General features: G+C 68.4%; 22 protein-coding genes. 14 read left to right on the forward strand and 8 right to left on the reverse strand.

Going from position 1 to position 22,535, the window contains the following annotated elements; all coding sequences use genetic code 11:
• Positions 1-5: 5 nt before the first annotated feature.
• Positions 6-302, reverse strand: a complete 297-nt coding sequence (locus Q8Q88_RS00305; RefSeq protein WP_305673200.1) for a DUF2282 domain-containing protein — start codon at positions 300-302, stop codon at positions 6-8.
• Between the two features lie 195 nt (positions 303-497).
• Here Q8Q88_RS00305 and Q8Q88_RS00310 point away from each other — a divergent pair, with 195 nt between their 5' ends.
• Together Q8Q88_RS00310 and Q8Q88_RS00315 are read left to right on the forward strand one after the other, a co-directional pair.
• The gene (locus Q8Q88_RS00310; RefSeq protein WP_305673201.1) at positions 498-1,040 is read left to right on the forward strand and encodes a sigma-70 family RNA polymerase sigma factor; all 543 of its coding nucleotides are present in this window, start codon (positions 498-500) and stop codon (positions 1,038-1,040) included.
• A 9-nt stretch (positions 1,041-1,049) separates the two neighbouring features.
• Positions 1,050-1,691: a DUF1109 domain-containing protein gene (locus tag Q8Q88_RS00315; protein WP_305673202.1), complete on the forward strand. Its 642-nt coding sequence runs from the start codon at positions 1,050-1,052 to the stop codon at positions 1,689-1,691.
• Positions 1,692-1,760: 69 nt separating this feature from the next.
• On the opposite strand, the gene Q8Q88_RS00320 is transcribed toward Q8Q88_RS00315, so the two are convergent.
• Positions 1,761-2,279 carry a 2'-5' RNA ligase family protein gene (locus Q8Q88_RS00320; protein ID WP_305673203.1) on the reverse strand — a complete coding sequence of 173 codons (519 nt, stop codon included), beginning with the start codon at positions 2,277-2,279 and terminating at the stop codon, positions 1,761-1,763.
• 111 nt (positions 2,280-2,390) lie between these two features.
• On the opposite strand from Q8Q88_RS00320, the gene rpoZ reads away from it, so the two are divergent.
• From rpoZ to Q8Q88_RS00335, 3 genes are all read left to right on the forward strand, one after another.
• The gene (rpoZ, locus tag Q8Q88_RS00325; protein ID WP_254836994.1) at positions 2,391-2,750 is read left to right on the forward strand and encodes a DNA-directed RNA polymerase subunit omega; all 360 of its coding nucleotides are present in this window, start codon (positions 2,391-2,393) and stop codon (positions 2,748-2,750) included.
• 26 nt (positions 2,751-2,776) lie between these two features.
• A complete protein-coding gene (locus Q8Q88_RS00330; protein ID WP_305673221.1) occupies positions 2,777-5,002 on the forward strand; it encodes a bifunctional (p)ppGpp synthetase/guanosine-3',5'-bis(diphosphate) 3'-pyrophosphohydrolase in 2,226 nt (741 codons plus the stop codon).
• Positions 5,003-5,306: 304 nt separating this feature from the next.
• Positions 5,307-7,037, forward strand: a complete 1,731-nt coding sequence (locus tag Q8Q88_RS00335) for an amidohydrolase family protein (RefSeq protein WP_305673204.1) — start codon at positions 5,307-5,309, stop codon at positions 7,035-7,037.
• 7 nt (positions 7,038-7,044) lie between these two features.
• Here Q8Q88_RS00335 and Q8Q88_RS00340 read toward each other — a convergent pair whose 3' ends face one another.
• The 3 genes from Q8Q88_RS00340 to Q8Q88_RS00350 form a co-directional block, all read right to left on the reverse strand.
• Positions 7,045-10,173 carry an amidohydrolase family protein gene (locus Q8Q88_RS00340; RefSeq protein ID WP_305673205.1) on the reverse strand — a complete coding sequence of 1,043 codons (3,129 nt, stop codon included), beginning with the start codon at positions 10,171-10,173 and terminating at the stop codon, positions 7,045-7,047.
• Positions 10,174-10,195: 22 nt separating this feature from the next.
• Positions 10,196-12,634, reverse strand: a complete 2,439-nt coding sequence (locus Q8Q88_RS00345; RefSeq protein WP_305673206.1) for a TonB-dependent siderophore receptor — start codon at positions 12,632-12,634, stop codon at positions 10,196-10,198.
• 339 nt (positions 12,635-12,973) lie between these two features.
• The gene (locus Q8Q88_RS00350) at positions 12,974-13,675 is read right to left on the reverse strand and encodes a glutathione S-transferase family protein (RefSeq protein ID WP_305673207.1); all 702 of its coding nucleotides are present in this window, start codon (positions 13,673-13,675) and stop codon (positions 12,974-12,976) included.
• A gap of 77 nt (positions 13,676-13,752) precedes the next feature.
• Between Q8Q88_RS00350 and pyrE the strand changes: the two genes are divergently transcribed.
• The 3 genes from pyrE to acpS all read left to right on the forward strand — a co-directional run bounded on the left by pyrE (position 13,753) and on the right by acpS (position 15,579).
• A complete protein-coding gene (gene pyrE, locus Q8Q88_RS00355; RefSeq protein ID WP_305673208.1) occupies positions 13,753-14,337 on the forward strand; it encodes an orotate phosphoribosyltransferase in 585 nt (194 codons plus the stop codon).
• Positions 14,334-15,116, forward strand: a complete 783-nt coding sequence (locus tag Q8Q88_RS00360) for a pyridoxine 5'-phosphate synthase (protein WP_305673209.1) — start codon at positions 14,334-14,336, stop codon at positions 15,114-15,116. Before pyrE ends, Q8Q88_RS00360 begins: the two co-directional genes overlap by 4 nt.
• Before the next feature lie 64 nt (positions 15,117-15,180).
• Positions 15,181-15,579 (forward strand): holo-ACP synthase, encoded by a 399-nt coding sequence (acpS, locus tag Q8Q88_RS00365; protein ID WP_305673210.1) that lies wholly within the window; start codon positions 15,181-15,183, stop codon positions 15,577-15,579.
• A gap of 338 nt (positions 15,580-15,917) precedes the next feature.
• Here the strand turns inward: acpS and Q8Q88_RS00370 are convergent, their stop codons facing one another.
• On the reverse strand, positions 15,918-16,283 hold the full coding sequence (locus Q8Q88_RS00370; RefSeq protein WP_305673211.1) for a nuclear transport factor 2 family protein: 366 nt from the start codon (positions 16,281-16,283) through the stop codon (positions 15,918-15,920).
• Positions 16,284-16,292: 9 nt separating this feature from the next.
• Positions 16,293-17,156 (reverse strand): isocitrate lyase/phosphoenolpyruvate mutase family protein, encoded by an 864-nt coding sequence (locus tag Q8Q88_RS00375; RefSeq protein WP_305673212.1) that lies wholly within the window; start codon positions 17,154-17,156, stop codon positions 16,293-16,295.
• Positions 17,157-17,261: 105 nt separating this feature from the next.
• Between Q8Q88_RS00375 and Q8Q88_RS00380 the strand changes: the two genes are divergently transcribed.
• The 3 genes from Q8Q88_RS00380 to Q8Q88_RS00390 all read left to right on the forward strand — a co-directional run bounded on the left by Q8Q88_RS00380 (position 17,262) and on the right by Q8Q88_RS00390 (position 19,689).
• Positions 17,262-17,840, forward strand: coding sequence for a TetR/AcrR family transcriptional regulator (locus tag Q8Q88_RS00380; RefSeq protein ID WP_305673213.1), 579 nt, complete (start codon positions 17,262-17,264; stop codon positions 17,838-17,840).
• Positions 17,841-17,956: 116 nt separating this feature from the next.
• A complete protein-coding gene (locus tag Q8Q88_RS00385) occupies positions 17,957-18,379 on the forward strand; it encodes a YciI family protein (RefSeq protein WP_305673214.1) in 423 nt (140 codons plus the stop codon).
• A gap of 53 nt (positions 18,380-18,432) precedes the next feature.
• Positions 18,433-19,689, forward strand: a complete 1,257-nt coding sequence (locus tag Q8Q88_RS00390; protein WP_305673215.1) for an RNA polymerase sigma factor — start codon at positions 18,433-18,435, stop codon at positions 19,687-19,689.
• Here the strand turns inward: Q8Q88_RS00390 and Q8Q88_RS00395 are convergent.
• The gene (locus Q8Q88_RS00395; RefSeq protein WP_305673216.1) at positions 19,686-20,579 is read right to left on the reverse strand and encodes an EamA family transporter; all 894 of its coding nucleotides are present in this window, start codon (positions 20,577-20,579) and stop codon (positions 19,686-19,688) included. The genes Q8Q88_RS00390 and Q8Q88_RS00395 overlap by 4 nt on opposite strands.
• 218 nt (positions 20,580-20,797) lie before the next feature.
• On the opposite strand from Q8Q88_RS00395, the gene lepB reads away from it, so the two are divergent.
• The 3 genes from lepB to Q8Q88_RS00410 form a co-directional block, all read left to right on the forward strand.
• Entirely contained in the window at positions 20,798-21,577 is a 780-nt protein-coding gene (gene lepB, locus Q8Q88_RS00400) for a signal peptidase I (RefSeq protein WP_305673217.1), read from the forward strand.
• The gene (rnc, locus tag Q8Q88_RS00405) at positions 21,574-22,269 is read left to right on the forward strand and encodes a ribonuclease III (RefSeq protein WP_305673218.1); all 696 of its coding nucleotides are present in this window, start codon (positions 21,574-21,576) and stop codon (positions 22,267-22,269) included. Before lepB ends, rnc begins: the two co-directional genes overlap by 4 nt.
• Positions 22,269-22,535, forward strand: a 267-nt coding sequence (locus tag Q8Q88_RS00410; RefSeq protein WP_305582659.1) for a GTPase, incomplete at its 3' end; no start/stop codon positions are given. The genes rnc and Q8Q88_RS00410, both read left to right, overlap by 1 nt.

Raw genomic sequence — 22,535 nt, forward strand, 5'->3', positions numbered from 1 at the left:
TGGGATCAGCGGCCGGGGATCGGGCTCAGGGAGCCCATACCCTTGGGCGTCTTGATCGTGGTGCAGGTGCCGGCCGCGACGTGGACCCAGGCATTGCCCTGGTAGTCGCGCTTGGCCGTGCCGGCGCAGGTGGTGCCGGGCCCAGCGGCGCAGTCGTTCTTGCCGGCCTTGGCGACGCCGTAGCACTTCTCGGTGGCGGCTCCCGGCTTGGCGGGGGCGGTCTGTGCGGTCGCGGCGCTGGCGACGAGGGCGGAGAGCGCCAGGGCGGAAAGCGCCGAGGCGACGAGGGTCTGGGTCTGCATGGGTGTCCTCACGGTGGTTTCGGGGAGCCCGGGTCGATCCCGGCCTCGGTGAGGAATTCGCCGCCGCCGCCGCCGCGGTTACAGGCGACGCGAAATTATTTCTCGCGGGAGCAGCGGAACGCGAGCGGTTCTCTTTTCGCAGCGAAGCTTGTAACCGAAAGGGTCTCGGCGACGAACTTATGGACGTGACCGCGCGTGCAGGAGATCGAACAGCGCTTACGGCGCCTGATGATCGACGGCCTGTCGGGCGACGGGACCGCCTATCGCGACCTGTTGCGCGAATTGACCCCGCGGCTGCGCGCCTTTTTCCGGCGCCGGTTGGTCGGCTGGCCGGAGGACTGCGAGGACCTGGTGCAAGAGACCCTGCTGGCGGTGCATGCGCGACGCCACACCTACGACGCCGGTCAGCCCTTTACGGCCTGGGCCTACGCCGTGGCGCGCTACAAGCTGGTCGATTGGCACCGCCGCCACCGCCGCCGCGAGGCCCTGCACGATCCGGTGGAGGATCGGATCGAGGAATTGTTCGCCGAGATGGAACACGACGCCTGCGACGCCCAGCGGGATGTCCGGGCGATGCTGGAGACACTGCCCGCGAAGCAGCGCGAGCCAATCCGCCTGGTCAAGCTGGAGGGCTTGAGCGTCGCCGAGGCTGCGGCCCGCACCGGCCTGTCGGTTTCGGCGGTGAAGATCGGCGTGCACAGGGGCTTGAGGGCCCTGGCGGTGAGGTTCAAGTCGTGAGGCCCGACGATGCACACTGACGACCTCGCCGAGATGCTGGGCCGCAACGCCGAGGCCGAGACAGTCGGTCGCCCTGCGCGATGGTGGGCCCTCGCCGTCGCCGGCGGCGTGGCGGCCACAGCGGGGCTGATGCTCATCACCCTGGGCCTGCAGCCACGCCTGGCCACGATGATCGAGACGCCGGCCTGGTTGGGCAAGGCCGGGTTCGGCCTGGCCATGGCCCTGGCGGGGCTGGCCGCCGCCACGCGGCTGGCGCGGCCCGGCGCGGCCAGGCCCTGGCTGATCGCCCTGGCGCTGGCGCCGCTCGCCCTGCTCTGGCTGGCTGCGGCGATCCAGTTGCTGGGGGCGCCAGCGGAACTGCGCGCCGAGCTCGTCATGGGCCGGACTTGGCGCGAGTGCCCCTGGCGGGTGGCGAGCCTGTCGGTCCCGGCCCTGGTCGGGGCGCTCCTGGTCCTGCGGCGAATGGCGCCGACCCGGCCGCGGCTGGCGGGGGCTGCGGCTGGTCTGTTTGCGGGCGGCGTCGGCGCGGCGGTCTACGCCTTCCACTGTCCGGAACTCGCCCCGGCCTTCGTGGCGGTGTGGTATGTGGCGGGGGTGCTGACTCCCACGACGTTCGGCGCCCTGATCGGCCCGCGCGTCCTGCGCTGGTGAGGCCGGACGCCGCGGCGGTCATAATGAGCGCAAAACCTCCATCACGGTGGGGCTGAACAGCCGGCTGCTTCAGCCTGGAAGCTCAACCCGGTGAAGTAGTCGGACCTGCTCGCCGGAAAATTCGATCAGTTCCAAGGCCGATAGCCGCGCCGAGATTCCGACCTGGCCGAAGGAGCGGGCGAGAGCCACCGCGGCGGAATGGTCGTCGCGGGCCGCAACCGTCACGTGGGGAATGAATGGGATGTCGGCCCGAAGACCCTGCGCGAGCGGACCGGCGTAGAGCGAATCGTGCAGGGCTTCGATCTCCGCCCTGCCATGGTCTGGAACCATGAAGACGTGGCTGTGTCGGTCCTCGGCGTCACGAACCGTGAGATAGGCCGCCAGGCGAAGTGCGATAGCGCCTTGCGTCGCGGCGACGGCCGAGAGATGGGCGGCGGCGACACCGGCGCCAGGCTCTTCAAAGCCGAAGACCAAGGTCACGTGGGCCCCGATTAGGGCATGGTGAGGGTCGTGCCGTCGGCGCATCGCCTCAATGCGCGCGAGATCCGGTCGAGACACGTCCAGAGGCGCGACGATCAAAAGGGGCATGGCGATCTCGGTCTAGGAGCGTGTGAGTCGTGCGGTTGCGACCTTTGCGGCGTTGCACAATGAGCGCAGAACCTCTATTTTGCGGGGTTCTACCGCTCCTCTGAGGATTCCATGGCCCGCGTCACCGTCGAAGATTGCGTCGAGAAGGTTCCCAACCGCTTCAGCCTCGTGCTGCTGGCGGCCCATCGCGCCCGCGCCATTTCGGCCGGCGCCCAGCTTCTCGTCGACCGCGACAACGACAAGAACCCGGTCGTCTCGCTGCGCGAGATCGCCGACGACGTGGTCGACGCCGACGAGCTGCGCGAGAACCTGATCGGGACCCTGCAACGGGTCGACGAGCGTTCGGAAGCCGAGGAAGAGGCTGAAACCCTCGCCCTGCTGGCCGATCCGACCCACATGCAGATGAGCGAGCTGGAACTGGTCCGCGCGCTGCAGAGCGACCGTGACGGCGGTCAGGAGGAGCGGTACTGAGCCTCGAAGGCCCAGAACCCCTCACCCTGAAGGCGGCGACCGCCGCCGATCAAAGGGACGCGCCGTCCAGCAAGCGTCCTAAACTCCTGCGCCAGTACGAGCTGATCGAGAAGGTCCGCTCCTACGACCCGACCGCGGACGAGGCGATCCTCAACCGCGCCTATGTCTACGCCATGCGCATGCATGGCTCGCAGAAGCGCGCCTCCGGCGACCCCTATTTCGCCCACCCCATCGAAGTGGCGGGCATCCTGACCGACTATCGGCTCGACACCTCGACCATCGTCACGGCGCTGCTGCACGACGTGATCGAGGACACCCCGGTCACCCCCGACGACATCAAGGCCCTGTTCGGGGCCGAGATCACAGAGCTGGTCGAGGGGGTCACCAAGCTCACCAAGCTGGAACTCAACAGCGAGCACACCAAGCAGGCCGAGAACCTGCGCAAGTTCATCCTGGCCATCTCCAAGGACGTGCGTGTCCTGATGGTCAAGCTGGCCGACCGCCTGCACAACATGCGCACGCTCCACTACATCACGAGCCCGGCCAAGCGTGAGCGCATCGCCCGCGAGACCCTGGACATCTACGCGCCCCTGGCCCGGTCCATCGGCTGTCACCGCATCTGTTCGGAGCTGGAGGAGCTCGCCTTCGAGCACCTGAACCCCGTGGCCCGCGACGCTATCGGTCGGCGGCTGGCGAATCTGCGGGTCGAGCAGGGCGGGGCGGTGGCCGTGGTCTCCGGCGAAATCGCCGCCAAGCTCGAGAATGGGGGAATATCCGCCCGGGTCTTCGGCCGCGAGAAGAACCCCTATTCGATCTGGCGGAAGCTGCAGCGCAAGTCGATCGGCTTCTCCCAGCTTTCCGACATCTACGCCTTCCGGGTGATCGTCGACAGCGAGGGCGACTGCTACGCGGCGCTCGGCGTCATCCACCGCGCCTGGCCCAGCGTGCCGGAGCGGTTCAAGGACTTCATCTCCACGCCCAAACGCAACAACTACCGCTCGCTGCACACCACGGTGGTCGGCCCCAAGGGCATGCGCATCGAGATGCAAATCCGCACCGAGGCCATGGACCGGGTGGCCGAGGACGGGGTGGCCGCGCACTGGCGCTACAAGGACAAGTCGTACGGTTTCGATGCGGAGGCCCAGGCTGACGCCGGCGGTCGCGATCCGCTGCTCAACCTGCGCCACCTGGTCCAGGTGCTGGAGCACGGCGGCGATGTCGAGGAGCTGGTGGAGCACGCCAAGCTCGAGATGTATCTCGACCAGGCCTTCGTGTTCACGCCCAAGGGCAAGCTGGTCAGCCTGCCGCGGGGCGCCATGGCGCTGGACTTCGCCTACGCCGTCCACACCGACGTGGGCGACACCTGCATCGGGGTGAAGATCAACGGCGAGCTGAAGCCGCTGCGGACCATCCTGCAGAACGGCGACGTGGTCGAGGTGGTGCGGGGCCCCAAGCCCGTGGTGCCGCCGGACTGGCGCTCGCTGACCGTCACCGGCCGGGCGCGTTCGGCGATCCGCCGCCATATCCGCCAGACGGAGAAGGAAGAGTTCACCCGCCTGGGCCGCGCCACGGTCGACCAGACCTTCGAGCGGGCCGGCAAGGCGCGCAAGGACGTCTCCCTGCGCCCGGCCCTGGAGCGCTTCGCCATCGCCGGCGAGGACGAGCTGTTCGAAACCGTCGGCCGCGGGCGGCTCTCGCCGACCCAGCTGCTGGACGTGATCTTCCCGGGCCTGAAGGCCTCCGACCGCGAGGCCGCCGTGGCCACCCGCCGGATCGAGGGCGGCAAGGCCGCGCGGCTCTATGTGCGCGGCGGCGGCCTGACGCCCGGGGTGTCGCTGCACTTCGGGGCCTGTTGCACGCCCGTGCCCGGCGACCGCATCGTCGGCATCATCGAACCTGACGGCACTGGCCTGACCATTCACACCATCGACTGCGCGACGTTGGCCGAATACGAGGACCGTGAAGAGCTCTGGCGCGACCTGCAATGGACGCCGGAGGCCGAGCGCAACACCGTCACCCTCTCGCGCCTGACCGCCACCATCCACAATGCGCCAGGCGTGCTGGGCCAGGCCTGCACGGTGATCGGCGAGGCTGGCGGCAATATCGTCAACCTGCGCATGCACCGTCGCCAGGCGGACTTTTTCGACGTGGATTTCGACATCGAGGTCAAGGACGCCAAGCACCTGACCCACATCGCCGCGGCCCTGCGCGCCAACCCGTCCATCGAGACGGTCGACCGGGCCAAGGGCTAGACGCTCTCCGTGGCGGTCGGATCGCGCATCCTTCTCCCGCAAGGGGAGAATGGACGGGAGCCGACGAGCTTTGCAGGAGTCCAGATACAGCGAAGCCCGGGGGTCGCTCCGAGGTGAATCGGGGAAATCCTCCGGGCTTCTTGTCCGATCTGTTTCCGTTTCATTGGATGCCAGATCGGGCGTGGTTGTCGGCTTTCGCGTTCAACCGAATGATTAACAGGCGATCCGGGCGGCCGGTTCCCGGGGATTCGAAAAATTTTCCGAGCCGCCTGACACGCGACAGATTCTCGCCTCAGATGGGCCGATGAGAACTCTCGTCGCCGTCTCGCTCACCGCCGTCCTGCTCGCCGGCTGCGCCACGCCGTCCCAGCGCGCACCCTATGACCTGCTGATCCGCAACGCCGAGGTCTATGACGGCTCGGGCGGCACGCCGTTCAAGGGCGAGGTGGCGATCTCGGGCGACCGTATCGCCTATGTGGGGCCCCGCGCGCCCGGCGCCGGCAAGGCCGTGATCGACGCGCGCGGCAAGGCGGTCTCGCCCGGCTTCATCAACATGCTCTCCTGGGCGACCGAGAGCCTGATCGCCGACGGCCGGGGCCTGTCGGACCTGAGACAGGGCGTGACGCTGGAAGTGATGGGCGAGGGGACCTCCATGGGCCCGCTGTCGCCGGAGATGAAGCGGCTCGAGATCCAGCGGATGGGGGACATCAAGTACCCCATCGAATGGACCACCCTCGACGAGTACCTGACCTTCCTCGAGCGGCGGGGGATCTCGATCAATGTCGCCTCCTTCATTGGCGCGGCCACCGCGCGCCAGCATGTGCTGGGCGAGGGCGACGTCGATCCGACGCCGGAACAGCTCCTGGCCATGCGCAAACTGGTGGTCGAGGCGATGGAGGACGGGGCGCTGGGTGTCGGCTCATCGCTGATCTATGCGCCGGCCAGCTATGCCGAGACCCCGGAGCTCACGGCGCTCGCCGCCGAGGCCGGCCGCTGCGGCGGGATCTATATTAGCCACATGCGCTCGGAGGCCGACCGGCTGCTGGAGGCCATCGACGAACTGATCGAGATCTCGCGGCTGTCGGGGGCGCCGGCCGAGATCTACCACCTGAAGGCCGCCGGCCGGGCCAACTGGCCGAAGATCGAGGCGGCCATCGCGCGGATCGAGGCCGCCCGGGGCAAGGGCCAGCGGATCACGGCCGACATGTACACCTACACCGCCGGCTCCACCGGCCTGGACGCCGCCATGCCGCCCTGGGTGCAGGCGGGCGGGGCGGAGGCCTGGATCGGCCGCATGAAGGACCCGGCGACCCGGGCCAAGGTCCTGGCCGAGATACGCCAGGAGAAGCCGGCCTTCGAGAACCTCTACCGCCACGCCGGGCCCGAGGGGACCCTGCTGGTCGGGTTCAAGAACCCGGCGCTGAAGGGCTTGACCGGCAAGACCCTGGCGGAGGTGGCCAAGGCTCGCGGCGTCTCGCCGGAGGACGCCGCCATCGACCTGGTCATCGAGGATGGGAGCCGGGTCCAGGTGGTCTATTTCCTGATGTCCGAGGAGAATGTGAAGCGCCAGACGGCGCTGCCCTGGATGAGCTTCGGCTCCGACGCCTCGGCCCAGGCCCCCGAGGGGGTGTTCATGAGGTCCAGCACCCATCCCCGCGCCTACGGCAACTTCGCTCGCCTGCTGGGCAAGTATGTGCGCGAGGAGAAGGCCACGACCCTGCCGAGCGCGATCCATCGGCTCTCGGACTTGCCGGCCAGGAACCTGGGCTTGAAGGACCGCGGCCTGCTGAAGGCGGGCTACTTCGCCGACCTCGTGGTGTTCGATCCCGGCACGGTGGGCGACAAGGGGACCTACGAGGCGCCCAAGCAGTTCGCCACCGGGGTCAGCCACGTGGTGGTCAATGGCGCGGTGGTGCTGGCTGATGGCGAGCCGACTGGCGCCAAGGCTGGCAAGGTCGTGCGCGGCCGTGCCTGGAAGGGCTGGTCAGACGGCGGCTGCCGGCCCACCGCCAAGGACTGGAGCTGGGCGTGGTGAGTTCCGCCTAGACCTCGGTCGCGTAGAAGCCGCGCGCCGGCTGGCAGGCCGGGTCGCTGCAGCAGGCCGCCCGGCTGGCGGCCACATAGGATGCCTCGTGCCACCAGAAAGCCGGCCTGGCGGCGTTGCGGCGGATCGGGCGGGCGTCGGCCTGGGTCGCGTTGGCGAAGGGCGCGATGAGCGTGGCGATGTCGTAGACCTCGCCATTCTTGATCACCTGGCGGACGGCCGCGGCGTCCTCGATCCGCGCCAGGGGGTCGCCATCGGTGACCACCAGGTCGGCCAGCATGCCCTTGGCGATGACCCCCAGCGGCTGCGCCAGGTATTCGCCGGAATAGCGCGTGGCGGTGGTGAGCGCCTCGTAGGCGCTCATCCCGTATTTCACCATCGCCCGCAGGTTCATGTGCAGGCTGATCCCGTTGAAATCGATTGGAGAGTCGGTCCCCGTCACCACCCGCCCGCCGCCGGCTAGTATCGCTTTCAGATGGGCCACGTTCCGCTCCAGCGAGGCCAGGGCCACCTTGGGATCGCCGGCCGCGGCCTGGGCGGCCCGCTCGGTGAGGCGGGCGTATTCCCAGGGCGGATAGAGCGCCTTGACCCGCGGGTCATCCACCAGGGAGCGGTCGGTCCCGTAAAGGACCGAGGATTGGAAGAGCGTCGGCGTGCGCCGGGCCCCAGAGGCCGCGAACAGGGCGGTGACGTCCTGGTAGCTGGCGCCCAGGGCGCTGACGGTCCGGGAATAGCCAAAGCGGCTGGTGGCCCCCATATGCTCCATCCCGTCCAGGCCGAAGGCCAGGGCCGGATAGTGGTAGTGCGAAGTCACGTGTATGCCGTTGGCGTGGGCCCAGGCGGTGACGTCGCGCTGGGCCTCCAGAGGCAGGCGGACATAGGCCTTGATCAGGTCGTAGGAGAGGGCCTTGGCGCGGGCGAGCTCCAGCTGCATCTGGCCGGGCTCGGTGACCGGCCGCATGAAGTTGTAGAAGATGCGCGAGCCGTCGATGGCCTCGCCGGTCGAGAAATAGCGCGGGCCGAGCCGCGCACCGGCGTCGATGGCCTCGCGGTCCTCGACCATGTGATAGGCCGGCGATCCCGGCGAACGGGCGGTGGTGACCCCCAGGGACAGCCATAGCCGCCCCTCGCGGTCGCCGTAGCCATAGCCCTGCATCTGGCGGTGGGCGTGCATCTCCACCAGGCCGGGGATGACGCTGGGACCCTCCACCAGCTTGGCGTCGCCCATCGTGGCCTGTCCGGCGGGCACGATGTCGGCGATCCGATTTCCCGTGATGACGATGTCGACGTCGCGGCGCTGTTCGGGGCTCAGTCCCTGCCAGAGCTTGCCGGCCCGGACCACGACCTTGCCCTGCGGCCTGGCCAGCGCCCAGGTCAGGCTGTGCGGGACGGTCCGGGTTGCGCCGCCTGCCGCCGCGATCAGCCTGAGCTTGCCGTTGCAAAGATAGAGCAGGCTTTGGGAATCGCCGCTCCAGGTCGGGGCGTCGGTGACCTCATTGTTCAGCGCCCTGGGTTCGGCCTGGAACCTGCCCTTGGCGTCGACCGGTACGGTCCAGAGGCGGCTGGCGAAGACGAAGGCCAGGCTCTTGCCGTCCGGCGACCAGACCGGGCCGTCGTCGCCCCGCGTGCCCAGCGACTTGTCCGGGAAGACTGGCTGATAGGTCGCCGCCCCTGTCGCCACGTCGATGGTGAGGATCTCGCTCAGCCCCTCGCGGAAGCGGGCGGAATAGGGCTTGAAGGCGGCCAGGGCCAAGGTCGCGCCGTCCGGGCTCCAGGTGGGCTTGCCAGGTTCCCAGATGGCGTCGAACACTTGGCGGATGGCGCCGGTCTCCACCGCTACGGTGTGCAGCGCCCCGGTCTGGTCCAGGAAGGCGACGGACTTGCCGTCCCGAGACCACGCGGCCGACACCGCCGCGCCCTTGTGCCGGGTCAGCTGGCGCTCGGCGCCCGTCGCCAGGGTCCGCAGCCAGATATCGAGCTTACCCCCACGGTCGGAGGAATAGGCCAGGGTCGCCCCGTCCGGCGAAAAGGCCGGATCACAGGCCCAGAACCCGTCCTTCACCAGAGGCGCGGGCTTGCCTCCGATGGGCAGCAGGTAGAGGGCGTTCAGCGCCCGGAACACTACGGTCTTGCCGTCCGGAGACAGGGCGGGCGAGCCGATCCCCACGACGGGCTTCGGGCCTGCGCCGTCGTAGTCGCGCTTGGCTTTGGCGTATTTCGGCTTGGCGACGGGGATGGTGACCGAGAATGGGATGTCGGTGGCCGTCCCCCCCGCGCGCCGGCGTATCTTGCCATTGGCCGCGTAAACCAGGTCGCCGCCGGGCAGCCAGGTTGGGCGGAAGGGGAAGACGTCCTCGCCGGTGAACAGGACTCCGTCCGCGGTGCGGAGCTGGACGGTTCCAGCCTCAATGACGCTGTAGACGATCGTCCCATCCGGGGCGAAGCCCGGGCTGTGCAGTTCGGTCGGGCTCATCCGGTCGGCGGAGGCCTTCACCGCCGCGGCCACCGTGGTCGCGCCCGTGGCGTCCGCGGTCATCACCCGGGACCGGTCGACCGCGAAGGCGATCCGGGTTCCGTCCGGCGACCAGGCCGGCTGACAGGCCTGGCCCGCCACCTGGGCCCAGAGCTTCGTTTCACCAGTGGCGAGGTCCAGCACGTGGATGGCGCAGACCCCGGTGCGGTCCGACGAGAAGGCCACCCGCTTGCCGTCCGGGGCGAACCGCGGCTCGCGGGAATCGAAGGGCCCGGAGGTGTGCTGCTTCAGGCCCGTCCCGTCGGCGCCCACCGACCAGACATGGAAATTGCCGTCGCGATAGGACTGGAAGACCAGGCGCTTGCCGTCCGGCGACCAACTCGGCTGGGCGCCGTCGGTGAGGTTGTCCGTCAGCCGGGTGGCCACGCCGCCGCCGACGGGAACCGTCCAGATCACTCCGAACAGGTCGAAGGCCACGCTCTTGCCGTCGGGCGAGGCGGCGACGGCGATGTTGGTGCCCTCGGTCAGGGTCACCGATCCTGCCGAGGTCTGGGCCCTGGCCGCCATGCCCGGGAGAGCCGTGGCGGCGATCGCCGTCCCGCCCAGCGACAACACCCCGCGGCGGTCGACGCCGCCGTTCCGTGGATCCTTCAAGCGCTTGTCCCCACGAGCATACTCAGAACTTCCAATTGAGCCGGGTGTAGTAGAAGCCGCCGGTGATTCCGAACGGCGAGTACTGGTTGAAATAGACGAAGGGGTTGGCCCCGCCCCGATTGGCCGGCTGAACCACGTCTGGATAGGTGTCGAGCAGGTTGTTGGCGCCCAGCGAGACCTTGACGGCGTCGGTCACCTCATAGCTGAGGTCCAGGTCTACGATGCCGGTCGGGGAGATGGTCTCGTCCAGCCGGGGATTGACCGAGTTCCGCTGGATGACCTCGCCATAGCGGGTGACGCGGACATTGGCGTTGAAGCGACCGCGCGTGTAGTCGGCCGAGAGGATTTGCTTGTCGCGCGGCGTGCCGACCGTGAAGTCGCCGATCCGCGAGCGGCCCACCAGGACTAGGCCGGCGGCGGCCAGTTGCGGCGGGGGCGGGGTGATGCGGTCGAACTCGCTCTTGTTGTAGTTGGCCGAGAAGGTCCAGCGGACCGCGCCGTAGTCCCCGAAGTCCGTGCGGTAGTCGACCACGAAGTCGACGCCCTTGGTCGTCATGTCGGCGGCGTTGGCGTAGTAGAACGCCGCCTGCCCGGGATTGAGCCCCTGGCTGACCAGCACGGCGCTGACCGTGGCGTTGGGGCCCAGCTGCTCGCTCTGCATGATCCGGTTCTTGATCTCGATTTGGTAGACGTCGAGTGTGGCGCTCAGCGCCGGCAGCGGGTTCATCACCAGGCCCAGGGAGTAGCTGGTCGACTCCTCGGGCTCGAGCGGCTTGGCGCCCAGGGCGATGGCCGCGGGATTGTCGGACGGCAGGATCTGCGACGGGCCGAGCTGGGCCGGTTGGCCGGGCAGGGCGACATTGATCGTGCTGGCCGAGCCATAGTGCTGCTGCTGCAGCGACGGGGCCCGGAAGCCGGTCGAGGCGGTGCCGCGGACGGCGACCCCGTCGAAGGGCTCCCAGCGCGCGGAGATCTTGCCGGTCGTGGTCTCGCCGAAGTCGGAATAGCTCTCATAGCGCCCGGCCAGAGAGATCTCGAAGCTGTCGCTCAGCGCCTGTTCGACATTGATGTAGACGCTCTTGTTGTCGCGCTCGAAGGTCCCGGCGGCGAAGGGCGGGAAGCCCGACACACCCTGCGACCCGCCGGCCGTGAGCTGACCGGCCAGCGGCGTGCCGGCCGGGGCGACATAGCCGCCCGAGATGTACGAGGCCGATTCGCCCACCCCGATGGTGAACTCGTCCTTGCGGTATTCGGCGCCGATGGCGAGGAACAGCGGCTTCTCCAGCCCGATGTCGAACTCGCGGTTGATGTCGAAATTGGTGGTCCACTCCTTGAAAGTCAGCGTCCCCAGATAGAAGAAGCTGGGGCTGGCCGGGCCCATCGAGGCGTTGAGCGAGTTCTCATAATAGCCGACCTCGTTCTTGCTGAGCGTCGTCGAGAGGTCCCAGGCGAAGGAGAACAGGTTGTCGCCCTTGGCGCCCAGGGCGAACTGCCAGTCCTGGTCGTCCAGCTTCAGGCGCACCACATAGCCGTCGGGATAGACCGCGACATTGTTCAAGATGCTGTTCGGCGGCCGGTAGGTCAGCCAGGCGGCCGTCTGGCGGCTGGCGATGGTGCCGAACGAGTAGAGCTTGATGCCGTCGCCGAGCTCGTAGCCACCGTTATAGGCCAGGGAATAGAACTGCACCTGCGGGCTGCCTGGGTGGGCGGTGTGGCGGGTGTGGGTCCCTTCGCGCGGGTCGGGTTGGCCGTTCACGGGGAAATAGAAGGTCCCGGTGAAGGGCGTGAACTTGCCGCGGTCGGCGGTGTTGGTGGTCCGGGCGTCCAGGGTGAGGTTCAGATAGCCGGTCTCCCCGAACGAGAAGCCGTGGTTCAGCGAGCCCTGGAGGGTTTCGCCGTCGCCCTTGCCGGTCATGCCGGCCAGGGCGGTGAAGCCGCCGCCCTCGGCGTCGTCCTTCAGGATGATATTGATCACCCCGGCCAGGGCGTCGGAGCCATACTGGGCCGAGGCGCCGTCGCGCAGCACCTCGATGCGCTCGACGGCCGAGGAGGGGATCAGGTCGAGATCGGGGGGCGACTGTCCGTTCTGTGTGGTGCCGTTGACGAACAGGATGGCCGTATTGTGCCGCCGCTTGCCGTTCACAAGCACCAGGGTCTGGTCGCCGGCCAGGCCGCGAAGCGACACTGTCTTGATGGCGAAGCTGGCCCCGGCCCCCGAGTTCGAGGTGTTGGCCGACGGCACCAGGGTGGAGATCAGGTCCCGCGTGGACTGCTTGCCGCTCTTCTGGAGCACTTCGGCCGACAGGACGTCGATGGGCGCCAGGCTGGTGGTGACCGTGCGTGTGGTCGACCGCGTGCCGGTGACGATCACCTCGTCGACCGTGTCGCTACTCTCGTCCGCCCATGCGGGCGACGCCGTGGCCAGGGCGAGCAGGCTCGCGGCTGCCAGATACGCTTTCATTTGCCGATTTCCCCTATGATCCCCACGAGAACCCGGCCTGGACTCCTCCCTGGCGCTCAGTTTTTGACGGCCGGTTCAGAAACAGCCGCAATGAGTCGCTTGATCTCGCGCACGGAAGCGCCCGCAAAAGCGGGTCAAGCCGAGCGAATGTTCAAATTGAATACTTATGAGAGAGACAACGGAGCATCTATCCGCCTGACTCTCATGCAACTGATCTAGATGATCGCCGTCAATCTACCGGATCGCCTGGGCATATATTGCTCCAGCCATGGCGACGCATTCAGCAGGCGGAGAATGTCTTGCCCATTCGGCGGTCACCGGTCCGCCGATCTGCGTCGTTCAGGTTGCAATGCGCTCGGCGCTCGCCCGCGCCTTGGCCGCGGCCTGCTGTTCGGCGATGGCGTCCCGGGTCTCGGCGATCAGCCGCGCGGCGATGGGATCGGTCTGGATCGCTCGCCAATAGGCCGCCAGCCTGGGCAAGGTCGCCAAGGGATCGGGCGTGCCGAACAGGCCGGGGATCCATTCGCTGGCCAGCACCAGCTGTGGGGCTATGGCCCCGTCGGCCTGGGTCAGGGACCGACCGATCGCGTATCCTTCCTCGCCAATGAAGTCCTCAAGATAGGCCAGGGCCTCGGCCAGCTTGCCGACGGCGGCGTTCACGACCTCGGGCTCCCAATGACGCCGAGAGCGGCCGGCCAGAGTGAACAGCGGGACCATGGCCATGACCACGTAGAAGTCGCAGATCCTCGACAGCAGCCGCATCCGCGCCCGCTCCCACGGGTCGTCGGGCCGCAGGGAGGGCTCGGGATAGGCGTCCTCCAGGTATTCGCAGATCACCTCCGACTCGGGCAGGGCCCGGCCGTTGTCCAGCACCAGGGTCGGCACCCGACCGATGGGATTGATCTTGAGATACTCGTCCTTGGTCTCCACCGAGGCGTGGAATCCCGGCGGCTGGATTATCTCGGCCTCGATGCCCTTCGCGTAGAGCAGCAGCCGCACGCGGGTGGGGAAGGGGGAGTCGTAGGTTTGGAAGAGTTTCACCGGTCTGCGCTCCCCGCGCCAATTGGTCGATGACAGCTTGGCAGGGGTTCGGTAATCCGCAAGCAGGAGGCCCAAGCATGAACACCGAAGACGTCCTCGAAGAATTCCGCGGCGCCGGCGCGCTCCGCGAAGGCCACTTCATCCTGGCCTCGGGGCGTCACAGCCCGATGTTCCTGCAGAAGAACCTGGTGTTCCAGTACCCCGAGCGCACAGCGCGGCTGTGCAAGGCGCTGGCGGAAAAGATCGTCGCGCAGTTCGGCAAGCCAGACGTGATCGTTGCGCCCGCGGTCGGCGCGATCATCCCGGGCTATGAGGTCGCCCGCTGGCTGGACGTCCCATCGATCTATGTCGAGCGCGAGGACGGCAAGTTCAAACTCCGGCGCGCTTTCACGATCGCGCCGGGCGCCAAGGTCGTTGTGGTCGAGGACGTGATCACCACGGGCGGTTCGTTCCGCGAGGCTGTCGAGCCCATCGAGGCCGCCGGCGGCAAGGTGCTGTGCTGCGCCTGCATCGTCGACCGGTCCGGCGGAAAGGCTGATGTGGGCTGGCCGCTGGTGGCGCTGGCCACCATCGACGTGCCGTCCTACGCCGCGGGCGAACTTCCGCCCGAACTGGCGGCCCTCCCCGCCGAGGAGCCGGGCAGCAAGAGGCTGCGCGCATGACCCGCCTGCGCCTGGGGGTGAACATCGACCACGTGGCGACCATCCGCAACGCCCGGGGCGGAAGTTATCCCGATCCGATGCGGGCGGCTGAGCTGGCGATGGCGGCCGGCGCCGACGGCATCACCGCCCACCTGCGCGAGGACCGACGGCACATTTCCGACGCCGATATCGAGGCTCTGGCGGTGATCACCCGCAAGCGCGGCCGGCCGCTGAACTTCGAGATGGCGGTGACGGCGGAGATGGAGGCGATCGCGCTCGCCCACGTGCCGCACGCCGCCTGCCTGGTGCCCGAGCGCCGTGAGGAGCGGACCACCGAGGGCGGTCTGGACGTGGCCGGCGGACACAACGCCATCGCCCCGGTCGTGCGCCGCCTGGTCGAGGCGGGCATCCGCGTGTCCTGTTTCATCGACGCCGACCCGGTCCAGGCCCAGGCCTCCAAGGACATTGGCGCCCAGGTGATCGAGCTGCACACCGGCGCCTATTGCGACGCGGTGCGCGAGCGGACCGGCGAGGCCGACCGCCTGCTGGCGAACCTTCGCAACACCGCTGCCGAGGCCGGACGCCTGGGGCTCGAGGTCCACGCCGGTCACGGGATCGACTACGAGACGGTCAAGCCGATCGCCGCAATTCCAGAACTGGCCGAACTGAACATCGGCCATTTCCTGATCGGCGAGGCGATCTTCGTCGGCCTGGTCCCCGCGATCCAGCGGATGCGCGCCCTGATGGACCAGGCCCGAGCCAATTCCGAAGCGGAATTGGCTCAAAGGATATCAAGATGAGAGCATTTTCTTCGCCGAACCGGCCGCCGCTTCGGCGGAAAATGCTCTTGGCGGAACGCGCGGCGTGATTATCGGGATGGGTTCGGACCTGTCCGACATTCGCCGGGTCGCCAAGACCCTGGAGCGGCACGGCGAGCGGTTCACCAACCGCGTCTTCACCGAGATCGAGCGCACCCGCTCGGAGCGCAAGCCCGACCGCGCGGCCAGCTACGCCAAACGTTTCGCCGCCAAGGAAGCCTGCGCCAAGGCGCTGGGCACCGGCATGCGGCGCGGGGTGTTCTGGCGCGACATGGGGGTGGTCAACCTGCGCTCGGGAAAGCCGACCATGGCGCTTACCGGCGGAGCCCTGGCCCGGCTCAACGAGATCATGCCGCCCGGCCATCACGCCGCCATCCACCTGTCGCTGACCGACGAGCACCCCTACGCCCAGGCCTTCGTGATCATCGAGGCCCTGCCGGACTAAAGTCGGGCCTGAGCGCTACGCTCGATGAACGGCCTGGCGCGTCCTTCTCCCCTTGCGGGACAAGGTGGCCGTTCGGAGAACGGTCGGATGAGGGGTCGAAAGTCCTGTCCGTCCGAGATTTGAGTTGCAGCCAGGCCGAAAGCTAGCCGGTGAGTTCTGAGAGACCCCTCATCCGTCGGGCTCCTCGCCCGACACCTTCTCCCGCAAGGGGAGAAGGGCGCGCGCCTGCCACGCTCGTCTCAAGCGCATCGAGGACCAGCCAAAAAAAGCCCGCCCCGGCGAACCGGGATGGGTGAGGTCAGGGCTTGGGCACGCTGGAAAGCCGGGGGACTCGGACCTCAGGCGGTCATCTGCTTGGGGTCGTAGAAGAAGGTCTCGCGGGCGATCTTCTCGCCGCGCCAGGTCTGCCAGGCGACCTCTTCGATCACGCGCGAAGGGCCCTCCTTGGGGAAGAATTCGAAGCGCCAGCGGATCGCCACCTGGTCGCCGTCCACCAGGACCGGAGCCATCAGCTGGGTGGTCACCCGCTCGACCCGGGCCAGCACCTTGGCCTCGCCGGCCATCAGCAGTTCGCGGCCCACCCGAGGCGGGTCGTTGTTCTCCTGCATGGAGGCGTCGTCGGCGTAATAGCGCTCGATGGCGCCCACATGGTCGCCGCTGACCACGTGGGCCACGAAGGCGTTGAGGGTTTCTCGGCTGGGCATGGGGGTTCCTCAGGCGTGACTGTCTTCGGGATGGCGGGAGACCAGCCGGGCCAGGTTACGGAAGGCCGGGCCGCTGCGCAGGGCGTAGTCGAAGGTCCCGCTGGCCCGCACCTCGTCCAGAACCGCTCCGGCCTGGGCATAGGTGGCGGCCATCAGGCTGCCGCCCATGGAGATCCGGCGGACGCCGGCGGCGGCGAGTTCTCGGAACGGCGCGGTGGCGACCCTCTGCGCGGCCATCAGGTTGACCGGGCCATCGATGGCGCTGACCAGGGCCTTGGCGGTCTCAAGGTCGCTGGGCCCTGGCACGAAGACGCAGGTCGCCCCGGCCGCCAGGTACATGTTGCTCCGCACCACCGCCTCGGCGAAGGCCGCCGCCGGGTCCGTGGGCTGGTGGTAATAGGGATCGGTGCGGGCGTTGACCACGAAGTCGGGGAGACCCGCGGCCTTGGCCGCCTGGACCGCCGCGGCGATCCGTTCGGCGGCGCGCACCGCCGGGGTCAGGCTGCGGGTCACGGGATCGGTGTCCTCGAGATTGCAGCCGACCAGGCCGGCCTCGATCGCCATGCGCACGGTCTCGGCGACGTCGCGGGGGGAGGGGCCGTAGCCGGCCTCCAGGTCGGCGGTGACCGGGATCGGCGTCCGACGGGCGATGGCGCCGCTGGCGGCCAACATGCGGTCGCGGCCGATTTTCTCGCCATCCAGCACCCCGTGGGCCAGGGCCACGGCCATCGAGCTGGTGCCGACCGCCGGGAAACCGGCCTCATGGCAGAGCAGGGCGCTGGGGATATCCCAGGCGTTCGGAAGCACGAAACACCCCGAGCGGTGCAGGGCCGCGAAGCGGGCGGCCTTCTCGATCTGCGCTGGCGAAACCATGGTCCGTACCTGAGGAGTTACATAAACCGACTAATGGTCGGTATTTACCGACCGAGCGGCGGTATGTCAATTGGCGCGCCGGACATCCGCTGCTAGGTTGAGGTCATGGCGAAACAGGCTGAACGACGCACCGCCACCCGCGCGGCCATCCTGGCGGCCGCGACCGACCTGTTCGGACGCCAGGGATTCGCCGCGACCTCGGTCGACCAGATCGCCGCGGCGGCCGGCGTCGCCAAGGGCGCGGTCTATCATCACTTCCCGACCAAGGAGGCGGTGTTCGAGGCGGTCTTCGAGGAGGCCTCGGAGATCCTGGCGCGCGATGTGATGACCGCTTCGCGGGACGCCCGCGACGTGCTGGCCTCCATCGGTCTGGGCACGGCGGCCTATTTCGAGGCCTGCTCCCAAGGTCCCAACGGCCGGATCATCCTGGGCGACGGGCCCAAGGTCCTGGGTTGGGAGCGGTGGCGCGAGATCGATAGCCGCTATTTCGGAGCCTTGATCCCACGCGCCCTGGGCGTCGCCATGGACCAGGGAACTATCGCGCGCCAGCCGGTGGAGCCGTTGGGCCGCCTGTTGCTGGGCGCGGTCACCGAAGCCGCCGTGGCCGGCGCCCATGGCGGCGATCCGCGCGCCTATGTGACGGCGCTCAGGTCGCTGCTGGAAGGGCTTCGCGTGCGGGGTTAGGCGACCGCCCGGAATCTTTTTCGAAAAAAATCGCGCGCCTGTCGATCCCGTCATCGCTCGCTCGTCGTTTGGGCAAGGACGCCTGTGCGGCCTCAACCGAGCAAAGGAGAACGACGATGCGTGTCATGGTCATGGTCAAGGCGACGAAGGACAGCGAAGCGGGGATCATGCCCTCGACCGAGCTGCTCGAAGCCATGGGCAAGTACAACGAAGAGCTGGTGAACGCCGGTGTCATGCTGGCCGGCGACGGCCTGCATCCCTCGGCGAAGGGCAAGCGCGTGGCCTTCGACGGCCCAGGCCGCACGGTCATCGATGGTCCCTTCGCCGAGACCCGCGAGCTGGTCGCCGGTTTCTGGATCTGGGAGGTCAAGGACATGGCCGAGGCGGTCGAGTGGGTGAAGCGCTGCCCTAACCCGATGCTGGGTCCCAGCGAGATCGAGATTCGCCCGCTGTTCGAGGCCGCCGACTTCGGCGAGGCCCTGACACCGGATGTCGCCGAGCTGCACGACCGCACCCGCGAAAGGCTGGCCGACCGCTGAGGCCCGCCGGCCGTGACTTGCCTTGCCGCTCCGCGCCTCCCTAAGCTGGAATCGTGGCGGCGAGCGAAACCCATCAGGCGATCGAGACGGTCTTCCGGATCGAGCGGGCCAGGCTCATCGCGGGCCTGGCCCAGATGGTGCGCGATGTGGGCCAGGCCGAGGAACTGGCCCAGGACGCCCTGGTCATCGCCCTATCGGAATGGCCGAAGACCGGTGTGCCCAAGAACCCCGGCGCCTGGCTGATGGCCGCCGCCAAGCGCCGGGCCATCGACGGGTTCCGCCGCAACAAGATGCTGGCGCGCAAGCACGCCGAGATCGGCCGGGACCTGGAGGACGAAGTCGGCGTCGAAAACATCGAAGCGACCATGGACGACGACATTGGCGATGAGCTTCTGAGCCTGATGTTCACCGCCTGCCATCCGGTCCTGTCCACTGAGGCGCGGGTGGCCCTGACCCTGAGGCTGATCGGCGGGTTGACCACCGACGAGATCGCCCGCGCCTTCCTCTCCAACGAGGCGACCATCGCCCAGCGTATCGTCCGGGCCAAGCGGACGCTCGGAGCGTCGGGCCTGGCCTTCGAGATTCCCCGCGCCCAGGCGCGGACGGCGCGCCTCGCCTCGGTGCTGGAGGTCATCTTCCTGATCTTCAACGAGGGCTATTTCGCCACGGCCGGCGAGGACCTGATCCGCCCGGCCCTGTGCGCCGAGGCGCAGAGGCTGGGCCGCATCCTGGTCCGCCTCGCGCCCGACGAGCCCGAGGTCTTCGGCCTGCTGGCGCTGATGGAGATTCAGGCCTCGCGCCTGGGCGCTCGCACGGCGCCGGACGGCGCGCCGGTTCCGCTGACCGAACAGAACCGCGCCCGCTGGGACCAGCTTCTGATCCGCCGCGGCCTGGTCGCCCTGGAGCGCGCCGAGGGCCTGGGCGGCGCCGATGGGCCCTATGCCCTGCAGGCCGCGCTGGCGGCCTGCCACGCGCGGGCGCACAGGGTGGAGGACACCGACTGGACGCGCATGGCGGCGCTCTACGACCGGCTCAGCCAGGTGATGCCCTCGCCGGTGGTCGATCTCAATCGGGCCGTGGCCTACAGCATGGCCTTCGGGCCGGAGGCCGGCCTGGCCCTCGTCGACGAGATCGCCGAGGCCGCCGCCTTGCGCAACTACGCCCCCCTGCCGGCGGCCAAGGGGGATTTCCTCTTTCGGGCGGGCCGGCTGGCCGAAGCCAGGGAGCAGTTCGAGCGCGCCGCCGGTTTCAGCCGCAACGCGCGGGAGAAGGAATTCCTGCTCGGTCGGGCGGCCGCCTGTGGTGGTTAGGCTTGAGCCAGGCGCCGTTCCATGGCCGGCCAGAAGATGTTGAGCGCCAGGCCGCTCATCACCAGGCCCGCGGCCAGCAGCTTCCAGTCGGGCAGGGACTCGCCCAGCCAGAGCGCCGAGGCGCCCATGCCGAACACCGGCACCAGCATGGCCATGGGCGTGATGGTCGCCGCCGGGTGGCGCGAGAGCAGCCAGCCCCAGGCGGCGTAGCCGAACAGGGTGTTGCCCACCGATTGCCAGATCACCGCGCCCCAGGTGGCCGCGTCGGCGGCCCGAACACCCTGGATCATGGCTGTCGGGCCTTCGAACACCAGGGCCAGGGCCAGCAGGGGCGGCAGGGAGAACAGGCTGGCCCAGACCACGTAGGACAACATATTCACCTGGCCCGCGGCCTTGGAGAAGGCGTTGCCGCCGGCCCAGCTCGCCGCGGCCAGCAGCACCAGGCCCAGGCCCAGCGGGGTTACGCTGGCGTCGGTATGGGCGACGATGACCACCAGGCCGATGGCCGCCAGGGCCAGGGCGACGATCTGGAAGGTCCGGATGCGCTCCTTGGCGATCCACATGGCCAGGCCGATGGTGAAGAACACCTGGGTCTGGACCACCAACGAGGCCAGGCCTGGCGAGATGTGACCGTTGATGGCGATGTAGAGCAGGCCGAACTGGCCCGCTCCGATCAGCATCCCGTAGGCCGCCAGGTTGCGCCAGGGCACGTCGGGTTTCTTCAGGAAGAACACCGCCGGCAGCAGGGCGAAGGTGAAGCGCAGGAGGGCGAAGGTCAGGGGCGGCAGGTGGTCCAGCCCGATGCGGATGACCACGAAATTGGTGCCCCATACCGCGACCACGGCCAGGGCGAGCAGGACATGCAACCAGGGCAGGGCGGGGCGAGTCATCCGGCGACTAGATAGGGCATCGCTGCTCGGCCGCAATGGTCCGCCTTGGCGCTTCGGGCCAGACCACTTGCGTCGGCGCCATCTCCGCAACCGCCGGCTGCGTCGAAATGCGGGGGCCTCGTGACACAGAGTTCACGGGCCTCTGGCTTGCTCCTTGCGTAAGCAGCGTCTAGCTAGGCTCACTGTCCGAAGCCCGGACATCTGTCAGGACGTTGTTGATGACCGAACAGGCGCAAACCGCCGCGGCCCCGGAAAAATCCGGCGCGGTGAACGAGTTCGTGGAGATCGTGAAAACGGTCGCCTACGCCCTGCTGATCGCGCTGTTCCTGCGCGTGCTGTTCTTCCAGCCCTTCACCATTCCGTCGGCCTCGATGGAGCCGACCCTGCTGGAAGGCGACTACATCATCGTCTCGAAGTTCTCGTACGGCTATTCGCGCCATTCAATCCCGTTCAGCCCGCCGATCTTCACGGGCCGGATCATGGAGCGCGCGCCGCAGCGGGGCGACATCGTGGTTTTCAAGCTGCCGCGCGACGGCCGCACCGACTACATCAAGCGCCTGATCGGCCTGCCGGGCGACCGCATCCAGATGCGCGACGGCAAGCTCTATCTGAACGAGAAACCGGTGCCGAGCGAGGCCCTGCCTCCGGTGATGATCGATTCGGGCTATGGCTTCACCCGCAGCGTCGAGCGCTTCAAGGAGATCTTCCCGAACGACAAGGCGTTCGTGACCTACGACTTCGGTCCGGACGGCGAGGTCGACAAGACCGACGTCTTCGTGGTGCCGGAGGGCCACTACTTCTTCATGGGCGATAACCGCGACAACTCGCTGGACAGCCGCGTGCCGTCCGAGATCGGCGTGGGCTTCGTGCCTGCCGAGAACCTGGTGGGCAAGGCCCAGATCATCATGCTGTCCTGGAACAAGGAAGCCTCGATCTTCAAGCCGTGGACCTGGTTCCTCGACGCTCGACCCAGCCGGTTCTTCCAAGTCCTCAAGTGAATAGACGCCAGGCCGCGGTCGCCGAACTCGAAGGCCGCATCGGCCACGTCTTCCGCGATCGCGAGCTCCTGGAACGGGCGCTCACCCACGCCAGCGTGGGCGACGGGGCGACCAAGGTCCGGCATTACGAACGGTTGGAGTTCCTGGGCGACCGGGTGCTGAACCTGCTGGCCGCCGAGCGGCTGATGGCGCTCGACCTCGAGGCCCGCGAGGGCGAGATGAGCCGGCTGATGGCCGCGCTGGTGAACTACCATGCCTGCGCCCGGGTCTCCCGGCGGATCGGCCTGGCCGAGGCCCTGAGGTTGGCGCCCTCCGCCAGCAAGATCGGGGCGCGCGATAACGACACTGTCCTGGGCGACGCCTGCGAGGCCCTGATGGGCGCCCTCTATGAGGAGGGCGGGCTGGACCTGGCCCGGAGGTTCTTCCTGGAGTTCTGGGCCGAGGAGTTCAGCCGGCTGGACGAACCGCGCATCAAGGATCCCAAGACCCAGCTTCAGGAATGGGCCCAGGCGCGCGGCATGCCGCTTCCGGCCTATAAGGTGGTAAACCGCACGGGACCCGACCACGCGCCGTGCTTCACCGTCTCGGTGAACGTCGGCGACCACGAACCCGAACTGGCCGAGGGCCGGTCGCGCCAGGAAGCGGAGAAAGCCGCGGCCATGGCTATGTTGTTGAAACGAGAAGGCACTTAATGACCACCCGCGCCGGCTTCGCCGCGATCATCGGCGCCCCCAATGCGGGCAAGTCGACCCTGACCAACCGCCTGGTGGGGGCCAAGGTCTCGATCGTCACCCAGAAGGTCCAGACCACGCGCTTTCCGGTGCGGGGCGTGGCCATGGCCGGCGAGGCCCAGATCATCCTGGTCGACACCCCCGGCATCTTCGCGCCGCGCCGCCGGCTGGACCGGGCCATGGTCCGCTCGGCCTGGGGCGGGGCCCAGGAGGCCGACTGCATCGTC

Origin of the sequence: Phenylobacterium sp. (genome assembly GCF_030697925.1) — a bacterium.
Classification (GTDB): Bacteria; Pseudomonadota; Alphaproteobacteria; order Caulobacterales; family Caulobacteraceae; genus Phenylobacterium.